Raw genomic sequence first — 16045 nt, 5'->3', positions numbered from 1 at the left:
TAACAAACTTCCTATTTTAGTAACTAACCTTTCTGAACTTTGTAATCAACCACTTTTATGTTCAAACATTTTGTAAACCTACAATGGAAATCGTTTTTCAGGTCTGCCAGCTTTAAGACCAATGTAGCCTTTAAAATTCTAATGGCTTTTGGGGCACTCTACTTTATAGTCATCTTTCTTTCGATGGGTGTTGGCGCATTTTACCTCATAAAAAAATCGGGCTGGGGCGATCCACTTCAAGTGGTCGATCAATTTATGATATACTACTTGGGCATTGATCTATATATTCGCTATATGTTGCAGAAAATGCCCATTACCAATATTAAGCCTTTATTGTACCTGCCCTTTAGAAAAAGCCAAGTGGTAAACTACTCTTTGGGAAAAACGGTGGTTTCTTTTTTCAATTGGAGCCATGCCTTTTTCTTTGTCCCTTTTTCAATTGTACTTTTGATAGAAGGGTATTCGCCTCTGGGCGTTATCGGGTGGCACTTTGGTATAATGGCCTTGTTTTACGGTAATAACTTCCTTAATATATTGATCAACAACAAGGACAACCTCTTTTACACCTTACTCGGTATCGGGGCTGTTTTGGGAGGGTGCCAATATTATGGTCTGTTTGATATTACGGTATATACCACCCCATTGTTCAATGCGCTGTACAATATGCCTTGGACCGCTATTTTGCCATGGTTGCTTCTTGTTGGGTTATATATCGTTACGTTCAATTACTTTAAATCCAATATGTATTTGGATGCAGGTCTGGCCATAAAGCAGGCAGAGGCAAAAACAGAGGATTATGCGTGGTTGAACCGTTTTGGCAATTTGGGAACCTTTCTGAAAAACGATATAAAACTCATTCGCAGGAACAAGCGTTCCAAGACTACGGTTATCATGAGCGTACTCTTTATTTTTTACGGACTCTTGTTTTTTACAGGGGGTATCGAAGCCTATGACGGCCCGGTATGGAAAATATTTGCGGGAATTTTTGTTACAGGCGGTTTTTTGTTCAGTTTTGGGGGTTTTGTACCTAGTTGGGACAGTTCATATTATCCCTTGATGATGAGCCAAAACATAAAATACAAGGAGTACTTGGACTCTAAATGGTATTTGGTCATCATCGCTACATTGGCCAGTACGGTATTGGCATCATTCTACCTATATTTTGGACTGGATGCTTATTTGGCGGTGCTTGTAGGAGCTGTATACAACATTGGTGTCAATTCGTACTTGGTATTGTGGGGTGGAGCTTATGTAAAAACCCCTATTGACCTGACTTCGAGTAAAAAAGCATTTGGGGACAAACAGGCTTTTAACGCAAAGACACTACTGTTAACGCTACCCAAATTGATCATGCCCCTTATTTTCTATGCCTTGGGGCACTATCTTATAAATCCTACCGCTGGGTATATTTTTGTAGCGGCCATTGGGATAATCGGGCTACTGTTCAAGAATAGGGTATTCAAATTGATAGAGAAAATCTATAAAAAAGAAAAATACAAGACACTTTTGGCCTATAAGCAAAAGGCTTAAACACAAAGGATTGACCGGATTTTACATCCGTATACATGAAAATAAAAGCATATACATGATAACGACAACGAACCTTACAAAAACTTACGGACAGCATACCGTATTGAATATAGAACACTTGGAAATTCCAAAAGGGCAAAGTTTTGGCCTTGTGGGGAACAATGGAGCAGGAAAGACCACGTTTTTTAGTTCTTTATTGGACCTGATCAAGCCTACTACGGGAAATATTACAAACAACGGGGTGCAAGTAGACGCCAGCGAAGCTTGGAAGCCGTTCACCTCGGCTTTCATTGATGAAACTTTTTTGATAGGCTATCTTACGCCAGAGGAATACTTTTACTTTATCGGCGAACTACGTGGGCAAAACAGGGCCGACGTTGATGCGCTTTTATCCGGGTATGAAGATTTTTTTCACGGTGAGATTCTAGGTCAAAAAAAATACCTGAGAGACCTTTCCAAAGGAAATCAGAAAAAAGTAGGGATTGTTGCCGCTTTTATTGGGCATCCAGAAGTTGTCATACTCGATGAACCCTTTGCCAATCTTGATCCAACGACCCAAATTCGCCTCAAGGGCATCATTAGGGATTTGGCGGCAAATAAAGCGGTAACCGTCTTGGTATCAAGTCACGACCTGATTCACGTTACCGAAGTCTGCGAACGTATCGTGGTACTGAACAAAGGGGAAATCGTGAGGGATATCCAAACATCGGCAGAAACCCTAAAAGAATTGGAAACTTTTTTTGCTGGATAATTCAATAGGTATGAATGAATTGTTAACAAGAGAGGAATGAAAAAAACAGTCACTTTAACCGTAATTTTGGTATCGTTACTTTCCTGCAATTTTAAAAGCACCGCACTTTTTGAGTTGAAAAATGAAAGCGGGTACCAAATTGATTCTTTAAAAATAGAGGCTTCAGGTGTCGCCAACACCAACTATGTTACTATTGCATCTGGTGGGGCTCTGGATTATGAGGTTGATATGACCCATACCCCTAAAACCGATGGCCACTATATAATAACATATATAATACATGGAAAATCAAAATCTACACCCTTCGGATATTACACAAACGGCACTCCGTTGGAAGTGCTTCAAAAGATAAAAATCACGAAAGATTCCTTGATTTTTGATGCTGAATTCAAAAAATATTGAAAAATACCAAAACCGACTCTTGAGTTGGTTTTTAATTTGAGTAAAGTACACGTGTTTCATTTCAATCGGATTTTATTGGCATTAGTCTCGATAAAACACAGTAATTGCAGCTTTTTTTAGATATAAGGGCATAGTGACAAACTACTTGGTTTGTAAAATATACCCACCAAACAGAGCAAGTATTTGTAAGGCTTCGAGATAAATTGCAATTTTACCGATGAACTACATAATAATCCTGTGGTTTTTAAGTTAGATAGATACGCATATAGTCAATTTTGAAAATTCGGGGCAAACTTATTCTTTTCGGTATTTTAGGTGGATTGGCATTTAACGCCTGCTCCACAAAAAAAGATGCGTTCATCAACCGCAACTGGCATGCGCTCAATACCAAGTACAATACTTTGTACAATGGCAATCTGGCTTTTGAAGAAGGGCGTAATGCACTACATGAGTCTTACCGCGACAATTATTGGGAAATTCTCCCTGTTGAGCGTCTGCAAGTGACCGAGGATTTAAAGCTAGATTCGGAAGATAACAACCCCAACTTTATCATTGCCGAGGAAAAAGCGACCAAAGCCATACAAAAACATAGTATGGATATCAAAGATGAGGAACGCAATCCCCAGACCGATGAAGCTTTCCTTTTATTGGGTAAAGCACGTTACTTTGACCAGCGTTATATACCGGCACTTGAATCCTTCAATTATATCCTAAGAAAATACGTGCAAAGTGATAAGCTCAATGAAGCGACCATTTGGCGCGAAAAAACCAATTTAAGGCTAGACAATGCAGAACTCGCATTAAAGAACCTAAAACGATTGTTCAAATTTGAATCGCTAAAAGATCAGGAATATGCAGACGCCCGGGCGGTTATGGCTCAGGCCTACATCAATTTAAATGCTCCCGATACTGCTATCCAGCAACTAAAGATAGCATCCTATTACACCAAAAAGAACCCTGAAAAAGGGCGCTACTATTTTATCATTGGGCAACTGTACAATCAATTGGGTTTTAAGGATAGCGCCAATTATGCCTTTGATAAGATTATAGATTTAAACCGGAAGTCGCCCCGGGTGTATATGATCAATGCGCACTTACAAAAAATTCAGAATACCGAGCTTACCGAAGAAAATAAAGAGGAGTTGCTGGAATATTTGACCGATTTGGAGGAAAACCGTGAAAACAGACCGTTTTTAGATAAAATTTATCGCCAAATAGCGGAATATCATCTGGAGACCGAGGCCGACAGTTTGGCATTGGTGTATTATAACAAGTCTTTGCGTGCGACTCGTGGCGTTCCACAATTGAACGCTTTGAACTACGAGAATTTGGCAGAATACAATTTTGATGAAAATCAATACAAAACTTCGGGAGCGTATTACGATAGTGTTTTGACAAACTTACCGGAAAACACTAAAAAATACCGTTCGGTCAAAAAAAAACTGGACAATTTGGAAGATGTCATAAAATATGAGGATATCGCACAATATGCCGATAGCGTGATTACCCTATATTCCATGTCTACAGATGATCAAATTGCCTATTTCGAAGACTATATTGCCGAAATAAAGAAAAAAGACGAGGAGGCCGCGGCGAAAGAAACAAAGCGCCAGTTGGCCGGGGTAGTGGCTTTTGGAGAGACCAAAGGCGGAAAAAAGAACAAAGGTAAATTCTACTTTTACAATATTACCAGTTTGGGCTATGGTAAAACCGATTTTGAACAGCGTTGGGGAGATCGGGAATTGGAAGATAACTGGCGATGGAGCAATAAAAACAAGGTTTTGCCCGATGCGCTCGAGGGTATTGCCACGCCCGCTGATGGGATAGAAGCATCGCAACTTACCCAAGAACAAAAATATTCAGTAGCATTTTATATGGATAGGCTCCCTACCGAAGTTTCCGTAATCGATAGTCTAAGAAGTGAGCGGAATTTTGCGAACTATCAATTGGGTTTGATTTACAAGGAAAAGTTCAAGGAAAACCTATTGGCCGCAGGAAAATTGGAGACCGTACTGAAATCGGACCCGGAAGAAAGGTTGATATTGCCATCAAAATACAATCTCTATAAAATTTATGAGGAAGAAGGGAGTCCGTTGGCCTCCGATATGAAAGAGAATATCATCCAAAACCATGCAGATTCACGCTATGCGGAAATTTTATTGAACCCTCAGGCGGTGCTGGCCGATAATTCCGACAGTCCCGATGCCCAATATGCACAACTGTACAGGCGTTATCAAAACCAAGAATATCTTAGGGTCATTACGGGAGCCGAGGAAAACATAAACAAATATACCGGTGATCCCATAGTGCCCAAATTTGAAATGCTCAAGGCAAATGCCATTGGCAGGCTTCAAGGCTACAACAATTTTAAGGAAGCCTTAAACTATGTGGCGTTGACCTATCCCAACAATCCCGAAGGAAAAAAGGCAGAGCAAATGATAGCGCAACAGTTGCCCAAATTGGAGCCCAGCAATTTTTCCCCCGAAACCAATACCAAGGGTAGGGAAAATTGGAAAGTGGTCTTCCCTTTCAAGACAAGTGACAATGAAAATGCAAAGTCGCTTAAAGAAAAACTAGAGAAATCGATAGTAGATTTAAGATACAAGAACATCGTGTCAAAAGATATTTATAACCTGGAGGACCAATTCGTAGTCGTCCATGGGTTTAAATCAAAGGATTTTGCCCTAGGTTATGTTGAGCTTCTAAAAAATAACAAGGATTACCGAATTGATAATGAGAATTTTGTAATTTTATCATCCAATTATAAAATCGTACAAGTACATAAAAACCTTCAGGAGTACAAAAAAGAACTATTAACCCCAAAACCATAACAAAATGTTTTCAGACAACAAAAGATCCATGACAGAGCTAGGCGGACAACCCAACAGAATTGAAAAGAACACCAAAATCAAAGGTGACATTACTTCAGAGGCTGATTTTCGTATTGACGGAAAATTAGACGGCAACGTAAAAACCTCGGGGAAAGTGGTCATCGGAAAAGATGGCTACATCCACGGCAAAGTGGAATGTGTAAATGCCGATATCGAAGGCAAGTTCAACGGTGAACTTTTGGTATCCGATTTGCTATCGCTCAAGGCCTCCGCTTTGATCGAAGGAACGGTTTCCGTAGCCAAATTGGCCGTAGAGCCGGGAGCCACCTTTAATGCATCCTGTACCATGAAAGGCAAAGGAGCTTCCTTGAACACGGGCGCAAACACGACAAGTAGCTTTAAATCTACCGCTACTACTGGTGCCAACACCAATAATGGAACAGCAAAAGCCTCGTAAACCATCTAAAAACAACGGGCTGCAAACAGCGGCAAAGCTATCTGGTATCGCCATTCAAATGGGGCTTACCATATATTTGGGCAACCTACTTGGAGCATGGTTAGATGAAAAATACCATACATCCTTTTGGGAAAATACCTGTACCCTTTTGGCAGTATGCATATCGTTATATTCCGTTATCGTGCAGGCAAACCGGTTAAATAAGTAGGTTTTGATAAAGACCTTGTTAACGTATGTATTGGTTTTTGGGCTTCTTTTTTTGGGAGGTTTTTATCTTCATGCCCATTATTTGTTCAACAAAGAAACTGTAACATTCTTTTCCTTGCAAAAGGTGTACGTTTTTCATAGTATATGTTCCTTTGTCATTTGTACATTTTTGCTTTTGGTTTCCAAGAGCGGGAATTTTAAGCACCAGCTGGGCTTTTTTTATTTGGGAGCCTTCGTTTTTAAGTTCGTAGCGTTCGGAATTGCTTTTTCGCCCTCACTGTTCGGTGAAATTCATTTATCGCAAATCGAAAAAATTTCATTATTGGTTCCTGTACTGATTTTTCTTATTCCAGAAGTATATTTTGTAGTCAAAATATTGGGCAAATTAAATTTAGATACAAAGAAAAAATTATATTGATGTAAGTTCAGTTAACATTTGTTTTATGTCTAAATGTTTTGCTCCTTGAACTGACTTCGAGTTGAATCCAACCAACTCAATCCAATCCATAATTTTTTTCTTTTCGGTCGTTTTTTCATTCCAGTATTCTGTCAATTCAATTGCAGAAGTGTTAATCAAAATATCCAAAATAGAATCTATATTATCAAACAACTTTATGAATACTCTAGGAATGTTTTTATATGTTTTGTTTTTAATCAAATAATTGGCTTTTCCTCCAGCAGTAAATAAATCTCTTACATTCGGACAAACAACTGCTTCTCTTGTTACAAGCCATATTGCAAGTCGAGCAAATTTGTCTCCACGATTACTAAATACCTCTGGAAAATAAACCATTGCTCTATTTTTAATCTCTTGCTTTTCTTTTAGGCTTAAGTTATTCCAAATATTAATTACAAGACTACTTGCTTGTTCTGTATCTTGAATCCACCACAAATCTTGACCAGGTTTCAATTTGCTTTTGTAGTAGTCTGTAATTGGTTTAATCGGATTTTTCTTTTGACGCAAAGTATCGTAAGGTGTATTGATTTTGTCAAAAATGGTTTTTCCCTCTTCCAAGTTCATATCAATTAAATACCTTGGCGAATGTGTAACAACAACCTCTGATAAACATTCTTCATAAGCTCGACATCTAAATTCAATTGGTTTTCCAAGTTTTCCGAAAAGCATAAAAATTCGCTCAACATCATCAACTCTTGTAGATTCCAAAACACTATTCCCTGTTGTTTTCCAATGGTTTTGAGTTGTGGTTTTAACTTCTATTCCATAAAATTTTTTCGCAACAATGTCTGGAAACTTTTGTCCTCCAATTAATTCAATTGAATTTTCAAATTGTGAACCAACAGCTAAATCAGTCATTACATCTCTAACATAAGGTTCAAGTTTGTTCCCTCTTAATTGTTCAATCTTTTTAGGTGATTTCTTTGCGTGAATATTTAATTCTTCAATTGTAGAATTTAATAAAGCGTTGAACTCGCTTTTATGTGGTTCTGAATTAACTGATACTACCATTATTTTCTAAAATATAAATCCCAAACATCTTCTATTCTCTTTGCTAAATTGTAAGCGAGTAGTGGTGGAACCGCATTACCAATTACTTTATAAGCTTTTGATGGACTTACCAAATACGAACCTTTACGACCATTTTTGTTTGGTATTACAAATTCGTAATCAGGTGGAAAAGTTTGTATTAATGCACATTCTCTTGGTGTTAAACGCCTTTCCTTTAATCCTTTAGATAGTTCGTCTGTTAAAATTCCGCCGTTTTTTTTCGATAATCTTCTGAACTCTATATTTCCGTGATGTTCTGCTCGAATTGTAGGGCTGATACCATCTGGCTTTATTTCTATTTGGCCTTGACAATGTTTACCCATAAATTTTGCCTTTGAGTAAAACTGTTGAGATAAATCTTTTGACTTTTCAGGCTCTTCTAAATTCGCAAAAAGTTCCTTTAAATCTACGTGACGTTTTAAATCTTCTCCGTCAGTTTTGTAAGCGTGAGTTGGTCTAGGATACGGATTGTATTTATCCGAAATGTCTTCTCTTTCTAATTGTTCGAGAGCGGATTTTTTTAATGCAGATTTTTTTATACCAATAAAGAAAACTCGTTCCCTTGATTGCGGAACACCGTAATCTGCTGCGTGTAAAACACGAGGGTTTAAAACTAAATATCCATTATCTCCAGCAGAAGAGAAATCATTTTGAATAATGTCCTTGACGTTTGAAAGATTTACTAAACCTTTTACATTTTCTGCAATGAAAATTTTTGGTTGAGTTATTTCGATAACTTGTTTCATCCACATATAAAGCTGACCACGAGTTTCTTCTGTTGCACAAGTTTCTGTATTTAGTTCTCCTTTGTGGTTTTTATGCGAATTAAGTCCGTTTCTTTTTCCGGCAACACTAAAATCTTGACAAGGAAATCCACCGGTTACAATGTCTATGTTTTTCGGAAAAACCTTTGTTCCGTTTTGGTGTAATTTTACTAAATCGACTATACTGTCTGTTTGGTAATCTTCTGCGTTATGTCCTCTTTTTGAAAAGTAGTTTACCCAAGCATTTCTTGCATCCATTAAAATATCGTTTGCAAAAACTGTTTTAAAACGTGTTTTCGATAGTTTTACATAATTGTTTTCAAGTTCTTGAGCTATAAAGTTTGGATTTAAAACCTCGTTTACAGAAGATTTTAAAACAGAAAAATCTCCTTCAAAACCTAAATCCATTCCTCCACAACCAGAAAATAAAGAAAGCATATGTAAGGTCGATTTTCGCTTATGTTCTTTTCTTTTGGTTTTTGTTTTAGGATAAAATTTTACAGCCAACTGAGGTTCTTCAACACGTAAGCCTCTTTTGACATTTATTAGTTCAGCCATGAAAATGAATTAAATCAATTTAATTTAGTAAAAAAAGAAGTGTAAAATCAAATATAGCTTATAAATCTTCTTTTTGTAGAATCGTTCAATGTAAAAATGTTCAAGTAAATTTTATTTCAATATTTTTTGGATTAAATCTTTTCTTCGAAAAAGATTTATTTTTCTTTTTTAATAACTACCTTTGCGCGACTTTTAGAAAGCCATATTTTGAAAGATTCGCAATGAAAAAAGCAACAACATATTTACGCACATTAGTCACTTTGGTATTTCTTTTTGGTTCCTACGCAGGTTTTGGAAAAACCGAACCTACTCAAGAAGAGGGTCCTGTAAACGGAAAAGAGGAAGTTGATGCTTACATTAAACACCATATAAAAGATTCCCACGATTTTCATTTGTTCTCCTACACCGATGATACAGGGGAACGTAGGCACGTAGGCTTTCCGTTGCCAGTTATCGTTTGGTCCAGTAAAGGTTTGGTTACTTTTATGTCTTCTGCCTTTCATCATGACGATGATGGGGAAGTTATCGTTGAAAAAGGAGGAACAAGGTTTGTAAAACTGCATAGTAAGATATATGAGTTGAACGAAGGTGCCTCTTCCGTTTCTTTTGATGAGGAGCATCACGCCACCAATGCGAGCAAAGTACTGGATTTTTCAATCACTAAAAGCGTGGTAGGGATACTACTGGTAGGCCTTTTAATGCTTTTGGCGTTTTCATCTTTGGCACGCCAATACAAAAACAGAAAAGTACCCACAGGTTTCGGCCGTGTTTTGGAGCCTCTGGTGATTTATGTACGTGATGAAATTGCAAGACCTAATATCGGCGAAAAAAAGTATAGAAAATTTACGGGATACTTGTTAACGGTCTTCTTTTTCATTTGGATATTGAATTTGTTGGGCCTTACCCCATTAGGGTTTAACGTAACGGGACAATTGGCGGTTACCGCTTGTTTGGCTATTTTCACACTGATCGTTTATACTTTTAGTGGTAATAAAGATTACTGGATGCACATGCTCTGGATGCCAGATGCACCGTGGTGGATTCGCCCGGTACTTGCGGTAATAGAGTTGGCGGGTGCCTTTATCATCAAGCCGTTCTCACTTCTGGTTCGTCTTTTTGCGAATATATCTGCTGGTCATATTGTGGTAATGAGCTTGATAGCTATCATGTTTACACTTAAAGATACCCTCACGGTTGGGGGAGCGACCGCTCTTTCATTGGTACTTTCATTTTTCATCACTTTGATTGAAGTGTTGGTCGCCTTTTTACAGGCATATATTTTTACGATGCTATCGGCATTGTTCATAGGAATGGCCGTTGCAGAGCATGATCACGATCATGGGCATGATGACCATGGGGAAGAAGTTCCCGATGCGGAAGATGTTAGAGCGGATTTTATCTAAAAAGAGAGTTTTTTTAATTTAATATAAATCAATTTACTATGTACAATTTAATTGGAGCAGGTTTAATCGTAATCGGAGCAGGTATCGGACTTGGTCAAATCGGTGGTAAGGCAATGGAAGGTATTGCAAGACAACCCGAGGCGACTGGAAAAATACAAACGGCGATGATTATCATTGCTGCACTTTTAGAAGGTTTGGCATTTGGTGCCTTGTTCTTAGGAAAATAAGAACAAAAATTAATGAACATTTCCTGTAACGGTTGGTTGCAGGAAGTGTTTTTGTTAAAAAAACAAAATTTATTTTTCAGTTATGGAAACTTTATTGAACGACTTTTCTCCAGGCCTATTCGTAGTTCAGACGATACTGCTTTTAGGGTTGATTTTCCTTTTGGTAAAATTTGCCTGGAAACCGATACTGAACTCACTTAACGAACGTGAGGAAGGGATAAGCAATGCTTTGGAAGCTGCCGAAAACGCCCGTAAGGAAATGCAAAACCTTCAAGCAGACAATGACAAACTCATAAAGGAAGCCCGTGCTGAACGGGAGGCCATGTTGAAAGAAGCTCGTGAAATCAAGGATAAAATGATTGCCGATTCCAAAGAGCAGGCCCAGGCAGAAGGGGATAAAATAATTAAAAACGCACAGGCTACCATAGAAAGTGAAAAGAAAGCTGCTTTGGCCGATATCAAAAACCAAGTAGCGGAACTTTCCGTTGAGATTGCCGAAAAAGTAATCAAGGAACAATTATCCAACAAGGACAAGCAATTGAAATTGGTGGATGATATGCTTAGCGATATTAAATTGAACTAAATCCAAAGATGAACGATTCTAGAGCTGCCATACGTTATGCCAAAGCCATTTTGGACCTCGCCGTTGACAATAAAGCAACGGATAAGGTCGAAAAAGATATGCGAAGCATAACGGCGACGATTTCAGACAGCAAAGAGCTCCAAGATGTGTTGGCCAGTCCCGTAGTCAAGAGCGCAATAAAAAAAGATGCCTTAAATACAATATTTGAGGGCAGTCATCAAATTACCGCAGGGCTTATAACTACCTTGACCGATAATAAGAGAATCGGTATGTTGAACGAGGTGGCTTTGAAATATATTATCCTTAACGAAGATTTAAAAGGCGAAGGCGTTGCTTTTGTGACTACCGCAGTACCTATGACCGCAGATTTAGAGAAGAAAGTCTTAAAACAGTTATCGGGTATTACAGGAAACAAAGTAACGATTCAGAATAAAATCGATGAAAGTATCATCGGTGGGTTTGTTTTGCGTGTCGGCGACTTACAATATGATGCCAGTATCGCCAATAAACTCAACAATATTAAGAGAGAATTTACAAATAGTCTATAAAACAATGTGAGCCTAAGGCCTTAAGGGTCTTTTGTCTAACATCTAACGTCAAGAAAAATGGCAGGAGTAAAAGCGGCTGAAGTATCAGCAATTTTAAAGCAACAATTATCAGGGTTCGAAGCTACGGCTACTTTGGACGAAGTGGGTACCGTACTTCAAGTAGGTGATGGTATCGCCCGTGTCTACGGATTATCAAACGCCCAGTACGGGGAATTGGTAGAGTTCGAAGGCGGGTTGGAAGGTATAGTTTTGAACCTAGAAGAAGATAATGTCGGGGTCGTATTGTTGGGCCCTTCCAAAGAAATCAAAGAAGGTGCTACGGCCAAACGTACACAGCGTATCGCTTCTATAAATGTAGGTGAAGGTATTGTGGGCCGTGTGGTAAATACTTTGGGCGTTCCCATTGATGGAAAAGGCCCAATTGCAGGGGAAACCTATGAGATGCCATTGGAGCGTAAGGCGCCTGGTGTTATTTTTCGTCAGCCGGTAAATGAACCATTGCAGACGGGGATCAAGGCCATTGATGCCATGATACCTGTAGGTCGTGGACAACGTGAGCTGGTAATCGGCGACAGGCAAACCGGTAAGACCACTGTTTGTATCGATACCATTCTGAATCAAAAAGAATTTTATGATGCCGGTGAACCAGTGTATTGCATATATGTGGCAATTGGTCAAAAGGCCTCTACGGTCGCAGCTATTGCCAAGACTTTGGAAGATAAAGGAGCTTTGGCCTACACGACTATTGTAGCTGCCAACGCATCCGACCCGGCACCGATGCAGGTGTATGCTCCGTTCGCAGGTGCGGCTATCGGCGAGTATTTTCGTGACACAGGTCGCCCGGCCTTGATTATCTACGATGATCTTTCAAAACAAGCGGTAGCCTATCGTGAAGTATCCCTTTTGTTGAGAAGACCACCGGGTCGTGAGGCCTATCCAGGGGATGTTTTCTACCTACATTCCAGGTTATTGGAGCGTGCGGCTAAAGTTATTGCAGATGATGACATTGCAAAAGATATGAACGACCTCCCAGATACTTTAAAACCAATGGTCAAAGGTGGAGGTTCCTTAACCGCATTGCCGATTATCGAGACCCAGGCAGGTGATGTTTCGGCATATATTCCCACGAACGTGATTTCTATTACGGACGGACAGATATTCTTGGAGCAGGATTTATTTAACCAAGGGGTGAGGCCCGCTATCAACGTAGGTATTTCGGTATCCCGTGTGGGAGGTTCTGCCCAAATAAAATCGATGAAAAAAGTAGCAGGTACATTAAAGTTGGACCAAGCCCAGTTTCGAGAATTGGAAGCCTTTGCCAAGTTCGGTTCGGATTTGGACGCAGCCACATTGAACGTAATCGAAAAAGGGCGCAGAAACGTTGAAATATTGAAGCAGGCCCAAAATGACCCATTTACAGTTGAAGATCAGGTCGCTATCATTTACGCAGGGTCTAAAAACTTGTTGCGTGATGTTCCAGTTGAAAAGATAAAAGAGTTTGAAAGAGATTACCTTGAACTTTTGAATGCCAAACATAGAGACGTCTTGGACACGTTGAAGGCGGGTAAATTAACAGATGAGGTAACAGATACACTAACAACGGTCTGTAAAGATTTGTCGTCAAAATATAACTAGTCCATAAAATGGGTATGAAGTAATCAGTATGAAGAACCGAATAAATTCTCTCTATTGATTACAAACGGCTAAATACTACAAAGAAATGGCAAATTTAAAGGAGATACGAAATAGGATAGCATCGGTTTCATCAACGATGCAGATAACGAGTGCCATGAAAATGGTATCTGCTGCGAAGTTGAAAAAGGCTCAAGATGCCATCACCGCTATGCGACCCTATTCGGATAAACTGACTGAACTGCTTCAGAGTTTGAGTGCTAGCTTGGATTCGGATTCTGGCAGTAGTTTTGCTGATAATCGAGAGATAAAAAAGGTATTGGTAGTAGCGATAACCTCCAATCGTGGTTTATGTGGTGCCTTTAATACCAATATTATCAAACAAAGCATGCTACTGGCCAATGAAACCTACGCTGATAAGCACGTGGATTTTATAGCCATAGGCAAAAAAGCGAATGATATCCTGGGAAAAAAATATAGCGTGATCGAAAACCATAGCCCGGTTTATGATGACTTGACTTTTGATAATGTAGCCCTGATTGCTGAAGATTTGATGGCCAAGTTTATTGATGGTGCCTATGATCGAATTGATATCGTTTACAATAAGTTCAAGAATGCCGCTACCCAAATTGTAATGACAGAACAATTTTTGCCTATAGTACCAATGGCGGGTAACGAGGAGGAAAGCGGCGACTACATTTTTGAGCCCTCTAAAACTGAGATTGTTGAACAATTGATTCCCAAATCCTTAAAAACACAATTGTATAAAGGAATCCGGGATTCTTTTGCAAGTGAGCATGGCGCCCGTATGACGGCAATGCATAAAGCAACCGACAATGCGACCGAATTGAGAGATCAGTTAAAACTCACGTATAACAAGGCAAGACAGGCAGCGATTACCAACGAAATTTTAGAAATTGTTGGTGGAGCGGAAGCGCTGAACAATTAGACGCAGCGCAGCGGAGTCAAATGCAAACCGTGCGGAAGCGCTGAACAATTGGACGCAGCGCAGCGGAGTCAAATGCCAGCCGTGCGGAAGCGCTGAACAATTAGACGCAGCGCAGCGGAGTCAAATGCAAACCGTGCGGAAGCGTTGAACAATTGGACGCAGCGCAGCAGAGTCAAATGAAAGCCATGCGGAAGCGCTGAACAATTGGACGCAGCGCAGCGGAGTCAAATGCCAGCCGTGCGGAAGCGCTGAACAATTGGACGCAGCGCAGCGAAGATATAATACTATAAAACCTCACAGGAATGTGAGGTTTTTTGTTTTTTTAGCCGATTTTTGCGTCCATATGCAAACCAACAAAACAGCCTTACTTTTTATTTTTATAACCATTCTTGTTGATGTTATCGGTATAGGTATCATTCTCCCCATTATCCCCGACCTTATTATGCAGCTTACCGGAGAGGGTACACATATGGCAGTTATTTATGGTATGTGGTTGACTACGGCCTTTGCGGGAATGCAATTTTTGTTTTCGCCTGTTCTGGGAGAGATTTCAGATAAGTTTGGAAGAAAACCCATCTTGTTGATTGCCCTTTTAGGATTGAGTATAGATTATTTAGTGCACGCTTGGGCACCTACTATCACTTGGCTGTTTTTGGGCCGATTTCTTGCAGGTATTACAGGAGCTAGTTTTACGGTGGCCTCTGCCTATATTGCAGACATAAGTACAAAGGAAAACAAGGCCAAAAATTTTGGGCTTATCGGGGCCGCTTTTGGCTTGGGATTTATAATAGGCCCAGGAATAGGAGGTTTTTTTGGGGAGTTGAACATACGCTTGCCCTTTTACATTGCGGCCGGACTCACATTTGCCAATTTTTTGTTCGGGTGGGTTTTTGTACCTGAATCTTTGGTCCCAGAAAATAGAAGATCCATTAATATCATGAAAATGATTCCTGGAGTATCATTGGTCGCTTTGCGTAACTATAAAGGGGTGCTACTTTTGATTTTTGCATTCTTTTTGGCCAATTTAGCCGGACAAGCGCTGCCCTCCACATGGTCTTATTACGGCATTGAACGGTACAATTGGAGTCCGCAGGAAATAGGTATTTCCCTTATGGTAGTAGGTTTATTGGTAGCCATAGTCCAAGGTTTTTTGGTGGGGGTTTTAGTTGAAAAGCTGGGAAGGCAAAACGTAGTAGTGTACGGGTTTCTTCTCTGGGTAATCGGTATGTTTCTTTTTTCCTTGGCTACCGAACCGTGGATGTTATATGCCTTCTTAATTCCGTATGCGCTTGGTGGTGTTGCAGGGCCCACCGTACAAGGGGTAATTTCCAATCAGGTATCGGAAAAAGAGCAAGGCAACCTACAAGGATCCATTACTGGCTTAGTCAGTATTACGGCAATTTTGGGTCAATTGATATTCTCGCCGGTATTCTATTTCTTCATTCGTCCCGAAGGAGACATATACTTTCCCGGGGCACCCTATGCCCTAGCAGCAGTCTTTTTGCTCATTGCCTTCTTGTTTGCGGTACTCGCTATGAAAAAGATACAAATGGACGAGGATTAAAACGCGTTCTCCCAAAAGGGTCTTCGTTCAGAAAAATCAATACTTATCCGCTGCTTTTTAAATTTAATTTTGAAAATGATGTAACATTTTTTGAGAATTGTATCTAAAGGGAAAATCAATTTTAAAAAGCAA

16 protein-coding genes are annotated in these 16045 nt (G+C 39.6%); 14 read left to right on the top strand and 2 right to left on the bottom strand.

What is annotated here, in order from left to right; all coding sequences use genetic code 11:
* The first annotated feature begins 57 nt into the window (after window positions 1-57).
* From HYG79_RS07585 to HYG79_RS07555, 7 genes are all read left to right on the top strand, one after another.
* Entirely contained in the window at window positions 58-1530 is a 1473-nt protein-coding gene (locus HYG79_RS07585) for a DUF5687 family protein (RefSeq protein WP_179241504.1), read from the top strand.
* A gap of 55 nt (window positions 1531-1585) precedes the next feature.
* Entirely contained in the window at window positions 1586-2281 is a 696-nt protein-coding gene (locus HYG79_RS07580; protein WP_179241503.1) for an ABC transporter ATP-binding protein, read from the top strand.
* Between the two features lie 36 nt (window positions 2282-2317).
* A complete protein-coding gene (locus HYG79_RS07575) occupies window positions 2318-2683 on the top strand; it encodes a hypothetical protein (RefSeq protein WP_179241502.1) in 366 nt (121 codons plus the stop codon).
* Between the two features lie 275 nt (window positions 2684-2958).
* Window positions 2959-5514, top strand: a complete 2556-nt coding sequence (gene porW / locus HYG79_RS07570) for a type IX secretion system periplasmic lipoprotein PorW/SprE (protein WP_179241501.1) — start codon at window positions 2959-2961, stop codon at window positions 5512-5514.
* A gap of 4 nt (window positions 5515-5518) precedes the next feature.
* Window positions 5519-5971 (top strand): bactofilin family protein, encoded by a 453-nt coding sequence (locus tag HYG79_RS07565; protein ID WP_179241500.1) that lies wholly within the window; start codon window positions 5519-5521, stop codon window positions 5969-5971.
* Complete coding sequence (locus tag HYG79_RS07560; protein WP_179241499.1) at window positions 5949-6179, top strand: AtpZ/AtpI family protein; 231 nt, start codon at window positions 5949-5951, stop codon at window positions 6177-6179. The genes HYG79_RS07565 and HYG79_RS07560 overlap by 23 nt, the downstream gene beginning before the upstream one ends.
* Before the next feature lie 3 nt (window positions 6180-6182).
* The gene (locus HYG79_RS07555; protein WP_179241498.1) at window positions 6183-6596 is read left to right on the top strand and encodes a DUF6168 family protein; all 414 of its coding nucleotides are present in this window, start codon (window positions 6183-6185) and stop codon (window positions 6594-6596) included.
* Here HYG79_RS07555 and HYG79_RS07550 read toward each other — a convergent pair.
* Together HYG79_RS07550 and HYG79_RS07545 are read right to left on the bottom strand one after the other, a co-directional pair.
* On the bottom strand, window positions 6588-7646 hold the full coding sequence (locus HYG79_RS07550; RefSeq protein ID WP_228027959.1) for a hypothetical protein: 1059 nt from the start codon (window positions 7644-7646) through the stop codon (window positions 6588-6590). The two genes, HYG79_RS07555 and HYG79_RS07550, sit on opposite strands and share 9 nt — an antisense overlap.
* On the bottom strand, window positions 7646-9007 hold the full coding sequence (locus HYG79_RS07545) for a DNA cytosine methyltransferase (protein WP_179241497.1): 1362 nt from the start codon (window positions 9005-9007) through the stop codon (window positions 7646-7648). The genes HYG79_RS07550 and HYG79_RS07545 overlap by 1 nt, the downstream gene beginning before the upstream one ends.
* A gap of 221 nt (window positions 9008-9228) precedes the next feature.
* Here HYG79_RS07545 and atpB point away from each other — a divergent pair, with 221 nt between their 5' ends.
* The 7 genes from atpB to HYG79_RS07510 all read left to right on the top strand — a co-directional run bounded on the left by atpB (window position 9229) and on the right by HYG79_RS07510 (window position 15913).
* Window positions 9229-10410 carry a F0F1 ATP synthase subunit A gene (atpB, locus tag HYG79_RS07540; RefSeq protein WP_179241496.1) on the top strand — a complete coding sequence of 394 codons (1182 nt, stop codon included), beginning with the start codon at window positions 9229-9231 and terminating at the stop codon, window positions 10408-10410.
* Window positions 10411-10448: 38 nt separating this feature from the next.
* Window positions 10449-10637 carry an ATP synthase F0 subunit C gene (gene atpE / locus HYG79_RS07535; RefSeq protein ID WP_013993139.1) on the top strand — a complete coding sequence of 63 codons (189 nt, stop codon included), beginning with the start codon at window positions 10449-10451 and terminating at the stop codon, window positions 10635-10637.
* Between the two features lie 82 nt (window positions 10638-10719).
* Window positions 10720-11220: a F0F1 ATP synthase subunit B gene (locus HYG79_RS07530; RefSeq protein WP_179241495.1), complete on the top strand. Its 501-nt coding sequence runs from the start codon at window positions 10720-10722 to the stop codon at window positions 11218-11220.
* A gap of 8 nt (window positions 11221-11228) precedes the next feature.
* Window positions 11229-11768, top strand: coding sequence for an ATP synthase F1 subunit delta (gene atpH, locus HYG79_RS07525; protein WP_179241494.1), 540 nt, complete (start codon window positions 11229-11231; stop codon window positions 11766-11768).
* A gap of 57 nt (window positions 11769-11825) precedes the next feature.
* Window positions 11826-13403: a F0F1 ATP synthase subunit alpha gene (gene atpA, locus HYG79_RS07520; protein WP_179241493.1), complete on the top strand. Its 1578-nt coding sequence runs from the start codon at window positions 11826-11828 to the stop codon at window positions 13401-13403.
* Between the two features lie 85 nt (window positions 13404-13488).
* Window positions 13489-14349: an ATP synthase F1 subunit gamma gene (atpG, locus tag HYG79_RS07515; RefSeq protein ID WP_179241492.1), complete on the top strand. Its 861-nt coding sequence runs from the start codon at window positions 13489-13491 to the stop codon at window positions 14347-14349.
* A gap of 343 nt (window positions 14350-14692) precedes the next feature.
* On the top strand, window positions 14693-15913 hold the full coding sequence (locus HYG79_RS07510) for a TCR/Tet family MFS transporter (protein WP_179241491.1): 1221 nt from the start codon (window positions 14693-14695) through the stop codon (window positions 15911-15913).
* Window positions 15914-16045: the final 132 nt, after the last annotated feature.

The organism is Costertonia aggregata (assembly GCF_013402795.1).
GTDB classification, from domain to species: domain Bacteria; phylum Bacteroidota; class Bacteroidia; order Flavobacteriales; family Flavobacteriaceae; genus Costertonia; species Costertonia aggregata.
The sequence above is the reverse complement of the archived record's forward strand: the minus strand, read 5'-3'. Positions and strand labels throughout refer to the sequence as shown.